General features: G+C 67.3%; 17 protein-coding genes and 1 riboswitch. Of the genes, 4 read left to right on the top strand and 13 right to left on the bottom strand.

The genetic code is table 11. The annotated features are described in order from the left end of the window. Nucleotides 1-59: 59 nt before the first annotated feature. The 3 genes from ACWMMN_RS06145 to thiC form a co-directional block, all read right to left on the bottom strand. The gene (locus ACWMMN_RS06145; RefSeq protein WP_059235216.1) at nt 60-314 is read right to left on the bottom strand and encodes a hypothetical protein; all 255 of its coding nucleotides are present in this window, start codon (nt 312-314) and stop codon (nt 60-62) included. A 211-nt stretch (nt 315-525) separates the two neighbouring features. Next, nucleotides 526-738, bottom strand: coding sequence for a glycine zipper 2TM domain-containing protein (locus tag ACWMMN_RS06150; protein WP_059235214.1), 213 nt, complete (start codon nt 736-738; stop codon nt 526-528). A gap of 233 nt (nt 739-971) precedes the next feature. Beyond that, nucleotides 972-2,903, bottom strand: coding sequence for a phosphomethylpyrimidine synthase ThiC (gene thiC / locus ACWMMN_RS06155; RefSeq protein WP_059235212.1), 1,932 nt, complete (start codon nt 2,901-2,903; stop codon nt 972-974). A gap of 124 nt (nt 2,904-3,027) precedes the next feature. Beyond that, nucleotides 3,028-3,144, bottom strand: a riboswitch (TPP riboswitch). A gap of 270 nt (nt 3,145-3,414) precedes the next feature. Between thiC and ACWMMN_RS06160 the strand changes: the two genes are divergently transcribed. From ACWMMN_RS06160 to ACWMMN_RS06170, 3 genes are all read left to right on the top strand, one after another. Beyond that, nucleotides 3,415-3,687 (top strand): pentapeptide MXKDX repeat protein, encoded by a 273-nt coding sequence (locus ACWMMN_RS06160; protein ID WP_059235209.1) that lies wholly within the window; start codon nt 3,415-3,417, stop codon nt 3,685-3,687. 75 nt (nt 3,688-3,762) lie between these two features. Next, complete coding sequence (locus ACWMMN_RS06165; RefSeq protein WP_059235208.1) at nt 3,763-4,395, top strand: cytochrome b/b6 domain-containing protein; 633 nt, start codon at nt 3,763-3,765, stop codon at nt 4,393-4,395. Nucleotides 4,396-4,424: 29 nt separating this feature from the next. Continuing rightward, nucleotides 4,425-5,213 carry a molybdopterin-dependent oxidoreductase gene (locus ACWMMN_RS06170; RefSeq protein WP_059235206.1) on the top strand — a complete coding sequence of 263 codons (789 nt, stop codon included), beginning with the start codon at nt 4,425-4,427 and terminating at the stop codon, nt 5,211-5,213. A 25-nt stretch (nt 5,214-5,238) separates the two neighbouring features. On the opposite strand, the gene ACWMMN_RS06175 is transcribed toward ACWMMN_RS06170, so the two are convergent. Next, nucleotides 5,239-5,520 (bottom strand): helix-turn-helix domain-containing protein, encoded by a 282-nt coding sequence (locus ACWMMN_RS06175; protein WP_486423096.1) that lies wholly within the window; start codon nt 5,518-5,520, stop codon nt 5,239-5,241. Further along, the gene (locus tag ACWMMN_RS06180) at nt 5,517-5,870 is read right to left on the bottom strand and encodes a type II toxin-antitoxin system RelE/ParE family toxin (protein WP_486423097.1); all 354 of its coding nucleotides are present in this window, start codon (nt 5,868-5,870) and stop codon (nt 5,517-5,519) included. The genes ACWMMN_RS06175 and ACWMMN_RS06180 overlap by 4 nt, the downstream gene beginning before the upstream one ends. A 525-nt stretch (nt 5,871-6,395) precedes the next feature. Between ACWMMN_RS06180 and ACWMMN_RS06185 the strand changes: the two genes are divergently transcribed. Further along, entirely contained in the window at nt 6,396-7,559 is a 1,164-nt protein-coding gene (locus tag ACWMMN_RS06185) for an EamA family transporter (protein WP_340623939.1), read from the top strand. A gap of 21 nt (nt 7,560-7,580) precedes the next feature. Here the strand turns inward: ACWMMN_RS06185 and ACWMMN_RS06190 are convergent, their stop codons facing one another. The 8 genes from ACWMMN_RS06190 to ACWMMN_RS06225 all read right to left on the bottom strand — a co-directional run bounded on the left by ACWMMN_RS06190 (nt 7,581) and on the right by ACWMMN_RS06225 (nt 17,721). Next, on the bottom strand, nt 7,581-8,780 hold the full coding sequence (locus tag ACWMMN_RS06190; RefSeq protein ID WP_486423098.1) for an MFS transporter: 1,200 nt from the start codon (nt 8,778-8,780) through the stop codon (nt 7,581-7,583). A 359-nt stretch (nt 8,781-9,139) separates the two neighbouring features. Beyond that, nucleotides 9,140-9,964 (bottom strand): phosphodiesterase, encoded by an 825-nt coding sequence (locus tag ACWMMN_RS06195; RefSeq protein WP_486423099.1) that lies wholly within the window; start codon nt 9,962-9,964, stop codon nt 9,140-9,142. 86 nt (nt 9,965-10,050) lie between these two features. Beyond that, a complete protein-coding gene (locus ACWMMN_RS06200) occupies nt 10,051-11,082 on the bottom strand; it encodes an ABC transporter ATP-binding protein (RefSeq protein WP_059235196.1) in 1,032 nt (343 codons plus the stop codon). Between the two features lie 13 nt (nt 11,083-11,095). Further along, a complete protein-coding gene (locus ACWMMN_RS06205; RefSeq protein WP_486423100.1) occupies nt 11,096-11,998 on the bottom strand; it encodes an ABC transporter permease in 903 nt (300 codons plus the stop codon). A 10-nt stretch (nt 11,999-12,008) separates the two neighbouring features. Further along, the gene (locus tag ACWMMN_RS06210) at nt 12,009-12,833 is read right to left on the bottom strand and encodes an ABC transporter permease (protein WP_059235192.1); all 825 of its coding nucleotides are present in this window, start codon (nt 12,831-12,833) and stop codon (nt 12,009-12,011) included. A 17-nt stretch (nt 12,834-12,850) separates the two neighbouring features. Then, on the bottom strand, nt 12,851-13,879 hold the full coding sequence (locus ACWMMN_RS06215) for an ABC transporter substrate-binding protein (RefSeq protein WP_423759626.1): 1,029 nt from the start codon (nt 13,877-13,879) through the stop codon (nt 12,851-12,853). Nucleotides 13,880-13,956: 77 nt separating this feature from the next. Continuing rightward, a complete protein-coding gene (locus ACWMMN_RS06220; RefSeq protein ID WP_059235187.1) occupies nt 13,957-14,982 on the bottom strand; it encodes a LacI family DNA-binding transcriptional regulator in 1,026 nt (341 codons plus the stop codon). A 1,095-nt stretch (nt 14,983-16,077) separates the two neighbouring features. Continuing rightward, nucleotides 16,078-17,721 carry a serine hydrolase domain-containing protein gene (locus ACWMMN_RS06225; RefSeq protein ID WP_256085751.1) on the bottom strand — a complete coding sequence of 548 codons (1,644 nt, stop codon included), beginning with the start codon at nt 17,719-17,721 and terminating at the stop codon, nt 16,078-16,080. Between the last annotated feature and the right edge of the window lie 5 nt (nt 17,722-17,726).

The raw sequence follows: 17,726 nt of genomic DNA on the forward strand, positions 1-17,726 counted from the left end.
AAACGGGAATGGGGCCGGTTGCGGGGGCCGGGCGGCCGTCCGTCGACGGCCGTGCCCGGTCAGTGATGGCGCCAGCCGCCGCGCCCGCCAAAGCCGAAATTGAGCGACAGCGCCGGTCCCCAATAACCGCCCCACGCGGGTGCATACGCGGGGGCCGGATAGTAGTAGGCGGGGCCGGGGTCGACGTACACGGGCGCCGGCTGCACCGGCACCGGTGCGGCCGTGTAATAGCCGCCAGGATAGTAGCCGTACGGGTAGTAGCAGCCGGCGAGCGTCGTGCAGGCGAGCGCCGCGGCGACGAGGGTCCTGTTCATGATGTCTCTCCGGCGGAGCCGGCAATCGGCAGATGCTTAAGCTTAGGCCGCGCGCCGATGACACGGTGTGCAAAACGGTAACGGATCATTTCCGGGCGCGGGCGGGCATATTGCGGTGCCGCATGCGAAAACGGCGCTTCCGCATCGCGGAAACGCCGTTGGACCGGCCAGGCTGCCGCCGCGCATTGCGCGGCGGACCGTGACCGGCGGCTTACTTGCCGACCTGGTTACCGATGATGCCGCCGGCTGCCGCGCCGCCCAGCGTCGACAGCGCGCTGCCGCCGATCGCTGCGCCGGCGACGCCGCCGACACCCGCGCCGATTGCCGTGTCGCGCTGACGCCTCGTCATCGAATCGCAGGCCGACAGACTGGCCACCGTCGTGACGAGGAGAGCGCATACCCCAATACGCCGAATCGAAATCATGATCGTTGTCCTTGTGGTAGTGAATGGAGGGCGCGCGACCGGCTGGCGGCCACGCATGCCCCCAATCTACGCGCCGCCTGGCGGGGCTGCTGTAAGGACTTGTTAAGGCTCGCGCGGTTTCGTAATCAATTGTTTCCCGTGCATCGGCAGGCACACGACATGCGCAAAAAAGCCCGCTCGAAAGCGGGCTTCGTGCATCGCGAGGCGATTCCGGTGCGGATCGCCGCGGGTGCTTACTGACGGTGATAGATCTCGGCGCCGGTCTTCACGAACTCGACCGCCTTCACTTCCATCCCCTTCTTCAGCGCTTCGGTTTCCGACACGCCTTGCTGCGCCGCGAACTCGCGCACGTCCTGCGTGATCTTCATCGAGCAGAAGTGCGGGCCGCACATCGAGCAGAAGTGCGCGACCTTCGCCGAATCCTTCGGCAGCGTCTCGTCGTGGAATTCGCGCGCCTTGTCCGGATCGAGACCGATGTTGAACTGGTCTTCCCAGCGGAACTCGAAGCGTGCCTTCGACAGCGCGTTGTCGCGAACCTGCGCGCCCGGGTGACCCTTCGCGAGGTCGGCGGCGTGCGCGGCCAGCTTGTACGTGATGATGCCTTCCTTCACGTCGTCCTTGTTCGGCAGGCCGAGGTGCTCCTTCGGCGTCACGTAGCACAGCATCGCGGTGCCGAACCAGCCGATCATCGCGGCGCCGATGCCCGACGTGATGTGGTCGTAGCCCGGCGCGATGTCGGTCGTCAGCGGCCCGAGCGTGTAGAACGGCGCTTCCTTGCACCAGTCGAGCTGGAGATCCATGTTCTCCTTGATCAACTGCATCGGCACGTGGCCGGGGCCTTCGATCATCACCTGCACGTCGTGCTTCCACGCGATCTGCGTGAGTTCGCCGAGCGTCTTCAGTTCGCCGAGCTGCGCTTCGTCGTTCGCGTCGTAGATCGAGCCGGGACGCAGGCCGTCGCCGAGCGAGAAGCTCACGTCGTACGCCTTCATGATCTCGCAGATCTCTTCGAAGTGTTCGTACAGGAAGCTTTCCTTGTGATGCGCGAGGCACCACTTCGCCATGATCGAGCCGCCGCGCGACACGATGCCGGTCATCCGGTTCGCGGTGAGCGGCACGTACTGCAGGCGCACGCCCGCATGGATCGTGAAGTAGTCGACGCCTTGCTCGGCCTGCTCGATCAGCGTGTCGCGGAAGATCTCCCAGGTCAGGTCCTCGGCCTTGCCGTTGACCTTTTCCAGCGCCTGGTAGATCGGCACCGTGCCGATCGGCACCGGGCTGTTGCGGATGATCCACTCGCGCGTTTCATGGATGTGCTTGCCGGTCGACAGATCCATCACCGTGTCGCCGCCCCAGCGGATCGCCCACGTCATCTTGTCGACTTCCTCGCCGATCGACGACGTGACGGCGGAGTTGCCGATGTTCGCGTTGATCTTCACGAGGAAGTTGCGGCCGATGATCATCGGCTCGGATTCCGGGTGGTTGATGTTCGCGGGGATGATCGCGCGGCCGCGCGCGATTTCGTCGCGCACGAATTCGGGCGTGATCTCGGCCAGCGCGTTTGCGCCGAAGGCCGCGGCGCCGAACGCCTGGCCCGGGTGCTGGCGGCCCATCATCGCGGCGAGCTTCGCGCCGTTCGGGCCGCTCGACTTCAGGCTCTCGAGGTATTCGGCGCGGCGCTGGTTCTCGCGGATCGCGATGTATTCCATTTCCGGCGTGATGATGCCCTGGCGCGCGTAGTGCATCTGCGTGACGTTCCTGCCGGCCTGCGCGCGGCGCGGGTTGCGGTGCAGGCCCGGGAAACGCAGGTCGGCGGTGGCCGGGTCGGCCGCGCGTTCGAGGCCGTAGCGGCTCGACAGGCCGGAGAGCACTTCGGTGTCGCCGCGCGCTTCGATCCAGCCCTGACGCAGCGCGGGCAGGCCCGCGCGGATGTCGATCTTGGCTTCCGGATCGGTGTAGGGGCCCGACGTGTCGTACACGTAGATCGGCGGATTCTTTTCGCCGCCGAAGCCGGTCGGCGTGTCTGCCTGCGTGATTTCGCGCATCGGCACGCGGATGTCGGGCTGCGAGCCGGTGACATAAACCTTGCGCGAATTCGGCAGCGGCGCGACAGCGGCGGCGTCGACGTGAGCGTCGGCGGACAGAAACTTCGGATTGGCGTTCATGCAATCTCCTGTGTGAGCGCCGGACAGGCGCGTCGGCGCTTGCCCGGAGCCCTTGACGTATGTGGGGCTCGAGCTAAGCAGGAGACGAGGCTTGGTGAGGCGGCGGATTTCGTCAGAAGGAAGGCGGCGAAATCCGTACGCTTCCCTGCGCTGGCATTATCCAGATCAGGTTCAAAGGGTATTTCTCACCCGCAATGCCGGTTGTTTGACCGAACGCATTGCAGGACCCCCGCGTTAGCAAGGGCACACGATACACCGGGTTTGCGGCGGTTTCAACCGGGCGTAGAGTGGTTATCCCGGTGCAGCCGCAACATGGCGGGCGGCGCGGCAGGCCGGGTGCACCGCAGCACATGCCTTTGCCGATCGGTCCGGCAGCCCGGTCGGCGGCGGCCGAGCGGTGCAGCATGACGGGTTGTCCGGCCTGCATAAAAAATATTTTCAGAGCGGCTGTCATTTCCCGCGACGTCGTCCGTCTATTCGGCTCCTCAAACCCATGTTTCGGAGAGATGTCATGAAAAACGTACTGATTGCCGCTTGCGTCGCCGCTCTTGCCACGTTCGCAACGGGCGCCTATGCGCAGAACGATGCGATGTCGAAGGACGGCACGTCGATGTCGAAGGACGCGATGGGCCACGACGCGATGGCGAAGGATGGCGCGATGAAGAAGGACGGCATGAAGAAGCACGCGATGAAGAAAGACGCGATGAAGAAAGACGCGATGGGCCACGACGCGATGTCGAAGGGCGACGCGATGAAGAAGGACGCAATGAGCCCGTCGAACTGACGGATGCGTGCGGGGCGCGGCCAGCCGGCTGCACGCGCGCATCGCGTCCCGTCGCATCACCCCGGAGTCTTCATCATGCAAACCGTTCCTGCAACGGATCGCGCGCCTGCGACGCCACCGGCACGCCCGATCCATCCGCCGTGGGTGCGCGTGAGCCACTGGCTCAACGCGCTCGCGGCGATCCTGATGGCGCTGTCCGGCTGGCGCATCTACGACGCGTCGCCGATCTATCCGTCATTCACGTTCGCGCATGGCATCACGATCGGCGGCTGGCTCGGCGGTGCGCTGCAATGGCATTTCGCGGCGATGTGGCTGCTGGTCGTCAACGGGCTGTTCTACCTCGCGATGTCGATCGCGACGGGGCGCTTCGCGCGCAAGATGCTGCCCGTCACGCCGGCGTCCGTGTGGCGCGACGTGCGCGCCGCGCTGGGCGGGCGGTTGTCGCACAACGACCTGAGCGTCTACAACGCGGTGCAGCGTGCCGCGTACCTGACCGCGATCGTCGATCTCGTCGTGCTGGTGCTGTCGGGACTCACGATCTGGAAGTCCGTGCAATTCCCGTTGCTGCGCGAACTGTTCGGCGGCTACGACAACGCGCGCGTCGTGCATTTCTGGGCGATGTCGCTGCTCGTCGCATTCTTTGTCGTTCATGTCGCGATGGCGCTGCTGGTGCCGCGCTCGTTGCTCGCGATGCTGCGCGGCCGCTGACCCGCAAGCCGCGAGCGAAGGAAATCATCATGTCGGAATCCGAAAACAGGCGCGGCGAGCCGCGCTGGACGCTCGACCGGAAGTCGCTCGAACTCGATGTGCGCCGCGAGCTCGAGATGCCGTCTCGGCGCCTCTTCAACCGGCGCGTGCTGACGCTCGGCGGCCTCGCGATGCTGACCGGCTGCACGCTGCAGGACGACGCGTCGGTCAACACGTTCCTCGAGAAAGTGTCGCGCATGAACGATCGCGTGCAGGCCTGGCTGTTCAGTTCCGACCGGCTCGCGCCGACCTACACCGAAGCCGACATCACGCGCCCGTTCCCGTTCAACGCGTACTACGGGATCGACGACGTGCCGCACGTCGACGAGTCGACGTACCGCCTCGTGCTGTCCGGCCGCGTAACGGGCAAGCGCGTGTGGACGCTCGACGAACTGCGCGCGCTGCCGCATGCGGAACAGATCACGCGGCATATCTGCGTGGAAGGGTGGAGTGCGATCGGCCGCTGGGGCGGCACGCCGTTCGGCGCGTTCCTCGCGCGTGCCGGCGCCGACACGCGGGCGAAATACGTCGGCTTCAAGTGCGCGGACGATTACTACGAGAGCATCGACATGCCGACCGCGCTGCATCCGCAGACGCTGCTCGCGCTCGAGTACGACGGCCGCCGGTTGCCGCCGGAATTCGGCTTCCCGATGAAGCTGCGGATGCCGACCAAGCTCGGCTACAAGAACCCGAAGCACATCATGGAAATCTTCGTGACCGATACGTATCCGGGCGGCTACTGGGTCGATCAGGGGTACAACTGGTTCGGCGGATCGTAAGCGGCGCGCGTGACGCGCTCACGCGTCACGCCGATTCGCGCACCTGGAGATCGACGCGCAGGCCCACGGCCGCCGCCATGTTCACGAGCGCGTCGAGCCCGAACAGGTTGATCTTGCCGCGCAGCAGGTCGGAGACGCGCGGCTGCGTGACACCCAGCCGTTGCGCTGCCTGGACCTGGCTGAGCTCGAGCTGCGCGATGCGCTGCTTGAGCGCGATCATCAGTTCGGAGCGCAGCTTCATGTTCTCGGCTTCGGCCGGCTGGCCTTCGATTGCGTCCCAGACGTTGGTGTAGCGTTCATCGGTCATCGTTTCAACTCCATCATCGGCGTGCGATAACGCCGGGCGGCCAGGCCGATATCGGGTTTGCTCGTGCGTGCCGATTGTTTCCGGAAGCAGTGAAGCACGTAGACGGCATCGGCGAATGTCGCGACGTAGACGATCCGGAACGCGCCGCTCGCATCGCGCAGGCGAATTTCCCGCACGCCGGCGCCGATGGCGCGCATCGGCTTCCAGTCGTCGGGCGCAAGGCCGCGCTGTACCTGGTCGATCTGGTGGCCGGTGTCGCGCCGCGCGGGCAGCGGAAAGCCACGACGATCGTCAGGTGCGCTGCCGACGAAAACAACCGGCTTCGGCGGAAGGAGCGTTGAATCATACAAAATTTTGTATGGGTGGTACGGGTTTCGAAGGGCGGCTGTGGACCGCTAGAACAGGGCGTGTCGCCCGTCACGATAAGCGCGAAGCAGCGGCCGGCGCGCTTGATTGGCCGTCCGGCCGATGGTTGGTTCGGTCGGGGCGGATTGCGATGGATTGCGTGTGGAAGCTGCACCGACGCCGGCAACGCGCGCGCATTGTGAATCCGGCCCCGGATTTCACCGGCCCGCCGACCGAAAGCCCGCCGGCCGAAAAATGTCGCGCCGAAACGTCAGTCGCTATCCTTTCAGACAGGTCTGACGATGCTTTCGAATCCTTGATGCCATAATGCCGAGCGTGTGCAGCCGAAGCGGTTGCGCGCATTTTTTTTGTCCCTCTGCCGCCGCTTGCCGGTTCTCTTTCGTCGCCGTTCGCACTGCCATGTCGTTCCGCACGTTCGCTCTGCCTTCCCGGTCCCGCCAGGACCGTTTGCCGGCATCGCCGGCGTCTCTCAGCGGAGCACGTGGCGCGACGTGCGGGCGGGTTGCACGATGACCCCGCTCGACCGCCTCCTCGATTTCTTCGCCCGCTTTTCGTTCCGGATCCGCCTGCCGCAAAGCCGCGGCGGCCGCGTCGCGCTGGCGCTCGTGTTCATCTATTTCGTCTGGGGTTCGACCTACAGCGGCCTGCATTTCGCGCTGCAGTCGTTCCCGCCGCTGTTGCTGTCGGGGCTGCGCAACCTGCTCGGCGGGATCGGCCTGTTCATCTTCGCGCTGCGCCGCAAGCCCGAATGGCCGACGCTGCTGGAGATCCGCAACGCGGGGATCGTCGGCACGATGCTCGTCGCGCTGTCGTCCGGCACGATCGCGCTCGGGATCAGCTCGGTCAGCAGTGGCTCGGCCGCGGTGATGGTGGCCACGGTGCCGCTGTTCGCGACGGTGATCGCGGCGGTGGCCGGCCGGCCGGTGACGAAGGGCGAGTGGGCGGCCGTCGCGCTCGGGATGGTCGGTATCGTCGTGCTGAACTCGGGGGGCGCGGCCGCCCAGAATTCGGCGCTCGGCACGATCTGCGTGCTGGCCGGCGCGCTGTTCTGGGCAGGCGGCGCGCACCTCGCGACGCGGCTCAAGCTGCCGTCGGACCTGTTCCTGTCGACATCGCTCCAGATCGGCCTCGGCGGCCTGATGTCGACGCTCGTCGCCTGGCTGATCGGCGAACGCATCGAACACGTGATGGCGGGGCCGGTATTCGCGTTCCTGTACCTGATGGTGTTCTGCACGATGGCCGCGTATGTCGCGTACGGCTATCTGATCCGCCACACGAGCCCGATCATCGCGAGCAGCTGCATGTACGTGAACCCGATCGTCGCGGTTGCGCTCGGTGCGCTGCTGCTCGGCGAGCCGGTGACGATGGCGACCGTGGTCGCGACCGTCGCGATTCTCGGCAGCGTCGGATTGTCGTTCGTATTCGATCCGGCGCGTCGACCGGCGGCGCGTGCGGCGGCAGTGGCGGCCGAGCCGGCGCAGACGGCGGACGTTGCGTCCGCACCCGAGCAGATTGCGATTCCCGAAGCGGCGCCGATCCTCGCGCCGTCCGCCGTTCCGCTGGCGGTGCCGACGCCGGCGGCCGTGATGGATCCCGCTGCGGTGATCGACCCGGCACCGGCCTTTGCGCCGCCGCCCGTCGAACAACCGGCCGCGTCGCGCACCGACGCGTGACGCCGCCGTGGCCGGACGCGCTCAGCCGCGCCGGCCGCCGCGATGGTGGAACCAGCCCGCGAGCGCGGTAAACAGCAGCCCGGCCGCGCACATGCCGATCCAGCCGAACGCATGCCATGCGGCGACACCGGCCGACGAGCCGAGCGCGCCGCCGATGAAATAGCACACCATGTACACCGTGTTCACGCGGCTGCGCGCCTCGGGCTTCAGCGCGTAGATGCGCGACTGGTTCGAAATCTGCGCGGCCTGCACGCCGACATCCAGCACGATCACGCCGATCACGAGCCCGACGATGCTCGAACCCGACAACGCAAAGATCACGAACGACAGCGCGAGCAGCGCGATCGCGAGCGAGATGATCGCGCGCGGGCCGCGCGTGTCCGCGAAGCGGCCCGCGTATGGCGCCGCGAGCGCGCCCGCCGCACCGACGATCCCGAACAGGCCGGCTGCCTGCGGACCGAGATGGAACGGCGCACCGGCGAGCAGCAGCGTGAGCACCGGCCAGAACGCGCTGAACGCGGCGAACAGCGCGGCCCCCGTCAGCGACGCCTCGCGCAGCCCGCGCAGTTCGACGGCCAGGTGCCACATTGAGCCAAGCAGCTTGCCGTACGGCAGCGTCGACGTGGGCGTGCTGCGCGGCAGCCGCATCACGATCACGGCGGCGAGCGCGACGAGCGCCGCGACGGATGCGCCGAACACCGCGCGCCAGCCGAAATACTCGGCGACGAAGCCGGCGGCCGTGCGTGCGAGCAGGATGCCGAGCAGCAGGCCGCTCATCACGGTGCCGACCGCATGCCCGCGTTCGGCAGGCGGCGCGATTTCGGCGGCGAACGGCACGGCCTGCTGCGCGATGGTCGCGAGGATGCCGATCGCGAGGCTCGCGCAGGCGAGCACGGCAAGCGACGGCGCGGTGGCCGCCACAATCAGCGCGACCGACAGGCCGGCGATCTGCAGCAGGATCAGCCCGCGGCGATCGAAGCGGTCGCCGAGCGGCGCGAGCAGGAACATGCCGGCCGCATAGCCGAGCTGCGTCGCGGTCGGTACCGCGCCGATCCATGATGCGCCGTCGGGAAAGGCCGCGCGGAAGCTGTCGAGCAGCGGCTGGTTGTAGTAGATGTTCGCGACCGACACGCCTGCGATCGTCGCGAGCAGCAACAACAGGCTGCGCGAGTAGTGGGGCGAGGCGGCGTCGGTCGGACGGTCGGTGGAGGCGGTGGACATGGCTGCGCGGACGAAGTGGGACGGCGTGGCAAGCGGCGCACGCGCCGGGAGGCGCAGGCGGGCCGGGCGCCGGTCGAGGCTGCCGATCATACCGGAGCGACGTGAATCCTGCCGGGCGTGCGGCGAACCGGCCACCGCCCGTCATCGTGTGAGCCGCGAGCCGCGAGCCGCGAGCCGCAAGTCGCAAGTTGCAAGTCGCAAGCCGCGAGCCGCGAGCCGCGTGCCGCCTGCCGCCTGCCGCGTGCCGCAAGCCGCAAGCCGCAAGCCGCAAGTCGCAAGTCGCAAGCCGCAAGCCGCAAGCCGCAAGCCGCGAGCCGCGAGCCGCGAGCCGCAAGCCGCAAGCCGCAAGCCGCAAGCCGTCAGTCGACCAGCTCGCCCGTCGGTTCGTAGAACGGATACGGGCCGGCGCCTTCATCGACATATACGTGATGCGACGTCATCCCCGTATCGGGGGTGTAACGATGAACCGCGAACGCCGGCGGTTCGAGCCGGAATGCGGACGGCGCGTCGGTCCGCAGGTCGAACGCGACCTGGTGCGCAGGCGAAGGCACCGCCGACGCGAGCGTGCCGCCGAAGCGCGCGAACATCGTGCGGTGCACGTGACCGCACAGTACGCGCTCGACGTTCGGATGCCCGCGCAGCAGCGCATCGAGTTTCTCGGCGGCGGCGGGCGCGAGACGCAGCTTGTCCATATGGCCGATGCCCGTCACGAACGGCGGATGATGCAGCGCGACGATCACGGGCCGGTCGCGCGCGGCGTCGAGCTGCGCGGCGAGCCACGCGAGCCGTGCGTCGCACAGGTCGCCGTGGCTTGCGCCCGGCACCTGGGAGTCGAGCGCGAGGACGCGCACCGCGCCGACGTCGAGCGCGTACTGGATGAATTCGCCGTTCTGCAGCTCGGCGCGCTCGGCAAACGCGCGGCGCAGCCCGGCACGGTCGTCGTGATTGCCGATCATCAGGTAGTACGGGATCTCGAGCGCCTCGAGCAGCCCGCGCAGGTTGCCGTACTCTTCATCGTGGCCGAAGTCGGTCAGGTCGCCCGTGACGAGCACGGCGTCGGGACGCGGCGCGAGCGCGTTCAGCTTCGCGATGCAGCGCGCGAGCGCGGCCGCCGTGTCGACGCGCCGGTACGCGAGCTGGCCCGGACGCTTGATGTGGAGATCGCTGATTTGAGCAAGCAGCATCGTCGTTCCTCGGAATTGTCTGGTTGTTGTCGCGGCGTCGTCGTGCGCCGCGGTGGGGTCTGCATGAATGATGCCCGAACGACGGATTACGCGCCGAGCGCGATCAGGCCTTCCGGGGCGATCGTGAGGCCGACCGCCGTGCCGCGCGCGAGCGCGACGCGGCCGGGCACGTCGATCACGAGTGCATCGGGTGCCGCATGCTCGATCGTGAGCCGCGTGCGTTCGCCGAGGAATGCGCATGCGCCGACCGCGCCGCGCAGCGGCGCATGCGCGGGATCGGCGAGCTGTGCGTCCTCGGGGCGGAAGAACCATTCGTCGGCCGCATGCGGCGTGACGATCGCGCCGCCCGTCGTTTCGAGCGCGCCATTGCGCCACTGTCCCGCCAGCCGGTTCAGCGTGCCGATGAACTGCGCGACCGTGCGGTTCGCCGGGTGGTAGTAGATGTCGCGCGGCGTGCCGATCTGCTCGATGCGGCCCGCACCCATCACGACGATGCGATCGCCGAGCTCCATCGCTTCGGCCTGGTCGTGCGTCACGTAGACGGTCGTCACGCCGAGTTCGCGCAGCAGCGCGTTCATCTCGCGGCGCAGCACGTCGCGCAGCTTTGCGTCGAGCGCGGTCAGCGGTTCGTCGAGCAGCAGCACGCGCGGGCGCACCGCGAGCGCGCGCGCCAGCGCGACACGCTGACGCTGGCCGCCCGACAACTGATCGACCGGTTTGTCCGCATGCGCATCGAGCCGCATCATTGCGAGCAGCTCGTCGACGCGTTCGCGCAACGCGCGTGGCTCGGTCTTGCGGATCTTCAGCCCGTATCCGACGTTGCCGCGCACCGTCAGGTTCGGAAACAGCGCGTAGTTCTGGAACACCATGCCGACCTGCCGGCGCTCGATCGGCAGCGCGGTGACGTCGTCGTTGCCGAACGCGATCGTACCGCCGGCATCCGGCGTGTCGAGGCCCGCGATCAGGCGCAGCGTGGTCGTCTTGCCGCAGCCCGACGGCCCGAGCAGCACGAGCGTTTCCCCGGCGCCGATCGACAGGTCGAGCGGTTCGAGCACGCGTGTGCCGCGGAACGTCTTCGCGCAGCCGGTCAGGGTGATGGGGGTGGAATCGAGTTTCATGTCTGCGAAAAGTTCAGCGCGAGCGCTTCTTGAGCGCGCGCGTGCCGGACGGGTCGACGCCGAGCCACTGCATTGCGACGAGCAGCGGCAGCGTCATCAGCAGGAACAGGATCGTGTAGGCGCTGCCGACTTCGAGGCGTAGCGAAGCGTAGGTATCGGCGAGCCCGACCGGCAGCGTCTTGGTGTCGGGCGTATGCAGCATCCACGTGAGGTTGAATTCGCCGATCGACAGCGTGAGCACGGCGAGCGCACCGGCGACGATGCCGGGCCGCAGGTTCGGCAGCACGATCGTGACGAAGCGCGTGACGAACGATGCGCCGAGGCTCGCCGCGCCTTCCTCGAGCGTGCGCAGGTCGGCGCCGGCCGCGACGGCTGCGACCGCGCGCACCATGAACGGCAGCGTGAACACGACGTGGCCGACGACGATGAACCACAGGCTCATCCGGAACGCGGTGAAGCCGCCGTACACGACCAGCAGCGCGAGCGCCGAAGCGAGGCCGGGCAGCGCGACCGGCAGCACGAGCGCTTCCTCGATCGCACGCGCGACGCGGCTTTTGCTGCGCGCGAGCGCATAGCCGGCCGGCACGCCGGTGACGAGCACGATCGCGAGCGTCGCGAACGCGACGTAGAGCGACAGCGCGACCGAGCCGTGATACTGCTGCCACACCTGTTCGAGCCAGCGCAGCGTGAGGCCGCTCGACACGCCGCGGAAGTAGTTGACGGTCAGGCCCGCGAGCACGGACATCACGACGGGCACGATCAGGAACGCGCACAGCAGCAGCGTGACGCCCCATTGCAGCGCGGCGATCGCGCGCGCGCCCGTGACGCGCGGCGCGCGACGTGCGGCGCCGTGTGCCTGCGCGGGGGCGGGAGCGGGCGCCGGTGACGGCGCGGAAGAGCCGGAAAGCGATGGCATGCGGGAATCCTCAGGCCGCGGCGGCGGCGGTGTGGCCGGTGAAGCGGCGCGCGAGCGCGAGCACGGCCCAGGTGACGATGCCGAGCACGATCGACAGGCCGGCCGCCGTCGCGATGTTCGCGTTCAGCGTGAACTCGGTATAGATCGTCATCGGCAGCACGTTCAGGTCGGTGGCGAGCGTGAACGCGGTGCCGAATGCGCCCATCGCGGTCGCGAAGCAGATCGCGCCGGCCGCGATCAGGCCCGGCGCGAGCGCGGGCAGCACGATATCGATGAAGATGCGCCACGGCGAGGCGCCGAGCGAACGGGCGGCTTCCTCGAGCGACGCGTCGAGCTTCGACGCGGCCGCGATCACGGTGACGATCACGCGCGGAATCGAGAAGTACAGGTAGCCGATGAACAGGCCCGCAACCGAGTACGCGAAGACCCACTTGTCGCCGGTGAGTTTCGCCGACAGCATCCCGATCAGCCCCTGGCGCCCGGCGAGCATGATCACCATGAAGCCGACGACGACGCCCGGAAACGCGAGCGGAAACGTGAGCAGCGCGAGCAGCACGCGCTTGCCTGCGAACTCGCGGCGCGCGAGAAGCAGGCCGGAGATCGTCGACAGCGCGAGCGTCGCGAGCGTGACGCCCGCTGACAGCGCGACCGTCTCGCCGAGACTCTTCATGTAGCGCGCATTGCCGAGCAGCGCCGCATAGTGCGGAAAGAACGCGCCGTCGGCGGATACCTGCACGAGCGCCGCCATCGGCAGCAGCCAGAATGCGGCGAACACCGCAAGCGCCGGCGCGACGAGCGCGACGCGCCAGCGCAGCGGGAAAGTCAGGTCGAGCATCGGTTGCGTCCTGCCGCTTACTGCATCACTTGCAGGTATTGCTGGCCGAATGCCTGCTGGCCGGCCGCCATCTTGCCGAAGTCGACCGACTTCGCCCGCGCGTATTCGCTTGCCGGCAGGAACTTCGCGGCGATGTCGGCGCCGAGCGTCTGCGCGCGCACCGGACGCAGGTACGCGTTGGCCCACAGCTTCTGGCCTTCGTCGGACAGCACGAAGTCGAGCACCTTCTTGCCGTTCGCGTCGTGCGGCGCACCCTTCACGAGGCTCATCACGTATGGCACGGCGATCGTGCCTTCCTTCGGAATCACGAACTCGACGTTCGCGTTGTCCTTGTATTTCGCGCGATACGCATCGAAGTCGTAGTCGAGCAGGATCGGAATCTCGCCGGACAACACGCGCGCATACGCCGTTTGCTTCGGCACGATCGGCGCATTTGTCTTCAGCTTGCGGAACCAGTCGAGCGCCGGCTTGAAGTTGTCGAGGCTGCCGCCGAGCGCCTGGTTGACGGCGACCGCGCCGGCATAGCCGACGAACGCGCTCGACGGATCGAGATAGCCGACCATGCCCTTGTATTCGGGCTTCAGCAGATCGGCCCACGAGCGCGGCACCGGCTTGCCGTCGAGTGCGTCCTTGTTCACGAAGAAGCCGAGCGTGCCCGAGTGGATCGCGAACCAGTAGCCTTGCGGATCCTTCAGGTTCGCGGGAATGTCGTTCCAGTGCGCGGGCTTGTACGGCGCGATCACGCCCTTGTCCTTCGCCTGGAACGCCGACGACACGCCGAGGTAGACGACGTCGGCGACCGGGCTCTTCTGCTCGGCGATCAGTTGCGCGATCGACTGGCCGGAGTTCTTGTTGTCGAACGGCACGCGGATGCCGGTCTTCTGCTTGATCGCGGCGATCTGCGCGGCCCAGTCGGCCCATTCGGGCGGGCAGTTGTAGCAGATCGCCGTTTCGTCGGCGTGGGCGGCGGGTGCGCCGGCGATGAGCGCGGCGCAGGCGAGCGGCGCGGCGAGCGCGCGCAGCAGCGAGGTCAGGCGAAAGGACACGGTGGGTCTCCGAGCGAGTGGGTGTAGCGCTGGTGTGGTGGCGTGGTTGTTCGTGTGCGTAGCGGTGCGACCGGCGTTCAGGCCTCGCGCAGGTGCAGCTCGGCGGCCGGCGGCGCGACCGTCGCGCCGTCGCGCACCGCATGCGGCAGGATCATCGACGTGCGTTCGATCGCCGTTCCGCCGATGCATTCGACGAGACGCTGCCATGCGTGGCGGCCGATGTCGCGGTTCGGTGTCGCGACGCTCGCGAGCGGCGGCGCGAGCAGTTCGCCGATCGCGATGCCGTCGAAGCCGAGCACCGACAGGTCGTCCGGGATCGAGAAACCCGCGCGGCGCAGGCCGCGCATCACGACCATCGCGAGCAGGTCGTTGCTGCAGAAGAGGGCGGTCGGGCGCGTTGCATGTGCGGTGAGATGCGCGAGCACCGCGTCGGGCAGTTCAGGTGCGTTGAAGTCGACTTCGACCGGCGGCAGCGTGGCCACGCCGCTTTCCTCGAGTGCCTGCGCATAGCCGAGATGGCGCTGGCGCGCGCGGTCCGACGCGGCGAGCGAGCCGGCCAGCATCAGCACGCGACGGTGACCGCGCGCGGTCAGCAGCCGTACGCCGTCGTAGGCGGCACGGCGGTTGTCGACCGATACCGACGGACGGCGCTGCGTGTCGTTGTGCATCAGCACGTAGTGCGGGCCGTCGTGGTCGAGCATGTCGAGCAGCGGGTGCGTATCCGCATCGGCGACGGTGAGGATCAGCCCTTCGACGCGCTGCTCGCGCAGCGTCTCGATCGCGTGGCGTTCGCGCGCCGCGTCGTACTCGGTCGTCATCAGGATCAGCTTGAAGCCGGCCGCGGTCGCGAGCTCGTCGATGCCTTGCAGGCAGTCGGCGAACACCGGGTTCGACAGCGTCGGCACGACGACGCCGACGAGCCGCGTACGCTCGCCGCGCAGTTGGCGGCCGAGCGGGCTCGGGCGGAACTGCAGCGTGTCGATCGCGGTGCGGATCGTTTGCAGCGTGGCGGGGCTGACGGTATGCGGTGCATTGATCGCACGTGAAACGGTGGCGATCGAGAAGCCCGCGAGGGCAGCGACATCCTTGATGGTCGAGGTCATGAAATAACGCGATGTAAACGTTTTCGGCTGGAAAATTATCGAAAACGTTTGTGACTTCGCGATGACGCACGCGACGCTTGTTTCGCAAAAAGCACGACACAAACGTCTGACGGTTGGGGCCGCCGGACGACGCGGACTCGATTGTATCGGGGATGGTGCGGCGCGGGAGGAAATCGCTGGCGGTGTCGTATCGGTGTCGAATCCGCGGGCGGAATCCGTGCGACGGCGGCCGGTGTCGCGATGCGGCGGCGCAGAATAAGGGAACGCATGCGCAAGCAATGGTAGAATCGCGTCCGCCCTCTTGCCGGGGTGATGAAATTGGTAAACATAGCGGACTTAAACGATTGAGTGCCCGGTCGGAAACGGTCGGTGCAGAACCCTTCAAATTCGGTGAAACCCCTGATGCGCGCATCGAGGCAACGCCGAGCCAAGCCTCGCGGCACACGCGAGGAAGGTGTAGAGACTAGACGGGGGGCGCCTAAGGCGCACGGGCAGCGGTCACGCCCGCGCGCGACGGTGAAGGCATAGTCCAGCGCACGAACGGTTACGCTTACGCGACGCCGGCTTTGAAAGAAGCAGTGTGACGAAAATCCGCCGCCTTAACTGGCTTGCCGGTTCAAGTCCGGTCCCCGGCACCACGACTATCCACGCGCATCGACATCGAGCGTCGAGATCCTTGTCCATCAAGGATTCAACAACTATCGGCGGGCTGTGCCTTCCGGTTTCCGCACAACGCTTTCTCCAAGCTCCCCCAGCATTGCGCACGGGGTTGCGCATGGCATCGATTACCCGGTGTAGGTCGGGGGAGTGCGGAACTCACAGGTGTGCAGCGCGACGCGCTGGCCTGGGCCTTCATCGCGCACTCGATGGCAAGACGCCTGTCGATCGTACTGCGGAGCCGCGCGAAATCACGTCTCTTGCGGACGAGGTGGGGATGGCTTGCGGCGAAACGAGGGAGCGGAGCCGGCAACGCGAATGGCGCGTCGGCACCACCCTCGGCGAACACTACCGGCACGTGGTGGAACTTGCGCCTCCTGACGGGGCCGCGAGTCCCACCGTTCAACGAAAACGGCACGCCGGGATGCGGCGCGATGTCTATGAATCACACCGCTCGCGCATGAAGTTCAGATTGCGCGTGCGCGCCGTGTCGATGCGAAAGCGCGTCACCTCGTTTCCCGAGCGTTCCACCGTCAAGACGCCGTGCATGACGGCCAGCCGACCGGCCGGGTCGAACGTGAAAATGTCGTCGGCGACGGGCTCCAGCCGGTAACCGACACTGCCAGCGACGCCGTTCATGGTCATGGTGAGTTCGCCGTTCGTCACGGCGATCGTCGCACGTGCCGCAGCATCGTGACTGCGATACGTACCGGCCAGGCCTGCCGACGCATCGGCGAATGGCGGTGCGTGATCGGGCAAGCGCTCGAGCGTCTCCGCGTGGCCGCAGTCCACCAATTCGAGCGCCGTCACGCGTGCCGCTGCCGTCGACGCGCTAGGTTTGATCAGCAGCGCGCCGCCGGCCCCGTCGTCAACCCGCAACCCGGCCTCCGTCTCGATGAGCGGCTGGGGCATCTGCTTGACGTGATGGAAGCTCGCGATGACCTGCCCGTCGTGATCGCCGATCACGCAATACGTCCCGGACGCGCGCGAGTGGTACTTGCCGAGCAAGGTTTCGTGCCCGGCAGTTTGCAGGGGCGCGGCAAGCTTCGCGCCAAGGATCGCATCGCCCAGAACGATATCGACGATCTGCGTAGCCAGTTCAACCGGATTGGCCGCGGCGCCGTTGGTGAGCACGATGACATCCAGTGCGTGGCTGGCCACGGTCAACATCTGACAGGCGCCACCGAACACACCGCCGGCATGATGCAGCAGCTCCACGCCGCGATGGGGCGTGCGCATCAGCCCGAGGGCATAGACGCCTTCCGCACCGCTCGAATAGTGCGGTTTGGCCAGCATCTGGCGCCAGCTTGCTTCGCTGCCGAGACGCTTGGGGCTGCGCAAATGCGCGAGCCAGAGCAGCATGTCGTCGACCGTCGACACGATCCCGCCTTCGCCGAGCACTTCCCATGTCGGAAAGAGGCCGCGCATGAAGCCGCCGTTTCCATCCGGCACATGCTGGGTCGCCATGCGCGGGCGGATTTGCATATCATCGGCGACCGACTCCGTATCGGCCATGCCGATCACATTGAAGATGCGTTCCTTCAGAAACGTCTCGAAGGGGATGCCGCTGACCCGTTCGATCGCGAGCGACAGCAGGTGATATCCGCCGTTGCAGTAGATCATCCGTTCGCCCGGCGGGAAATTGACGTCGCGTTGCCGGACTTCCGCCGCCAGCGCGCCACCGCGCGGCAGCGTCGCCACGCCTTGCGCGAGCAGCGTGAGGTCGAGATAGCAGCGGTAGCCGCCGGTATGCGTCATCAGTTGGCGCAAGCTGGGGACGCCTGCCAGCGGCGGCAGCTCGGGCACGTACGTGCGAATTCCGGCGTCGATGTCGAGCTTGCCGTCTTCGGCGAGCAGGAGTGCGGCGAGGCAGGTGAAGTGCTTGCTCGTCGAGCCGATGCGCAAGCGTGTGGCCGGTGTATTGGCGACGCCGTGCTCCAGGCTTGCCATGCCGAAGCCTCGCCGGTAGAGGACTTCGCCGCGATGGGCCACGGCCACGACGAGGCCCGGTTCGTCGCACTTGTTGAAACGTTCGAACAGGGCATCCAGTTGCTTCACGATGTCGCGCGATTCTTGTTTCATTGTAA

Source organism: Burkholderia cepacia complex sp. TUM26381 (genome assembly GCF_057439935.1).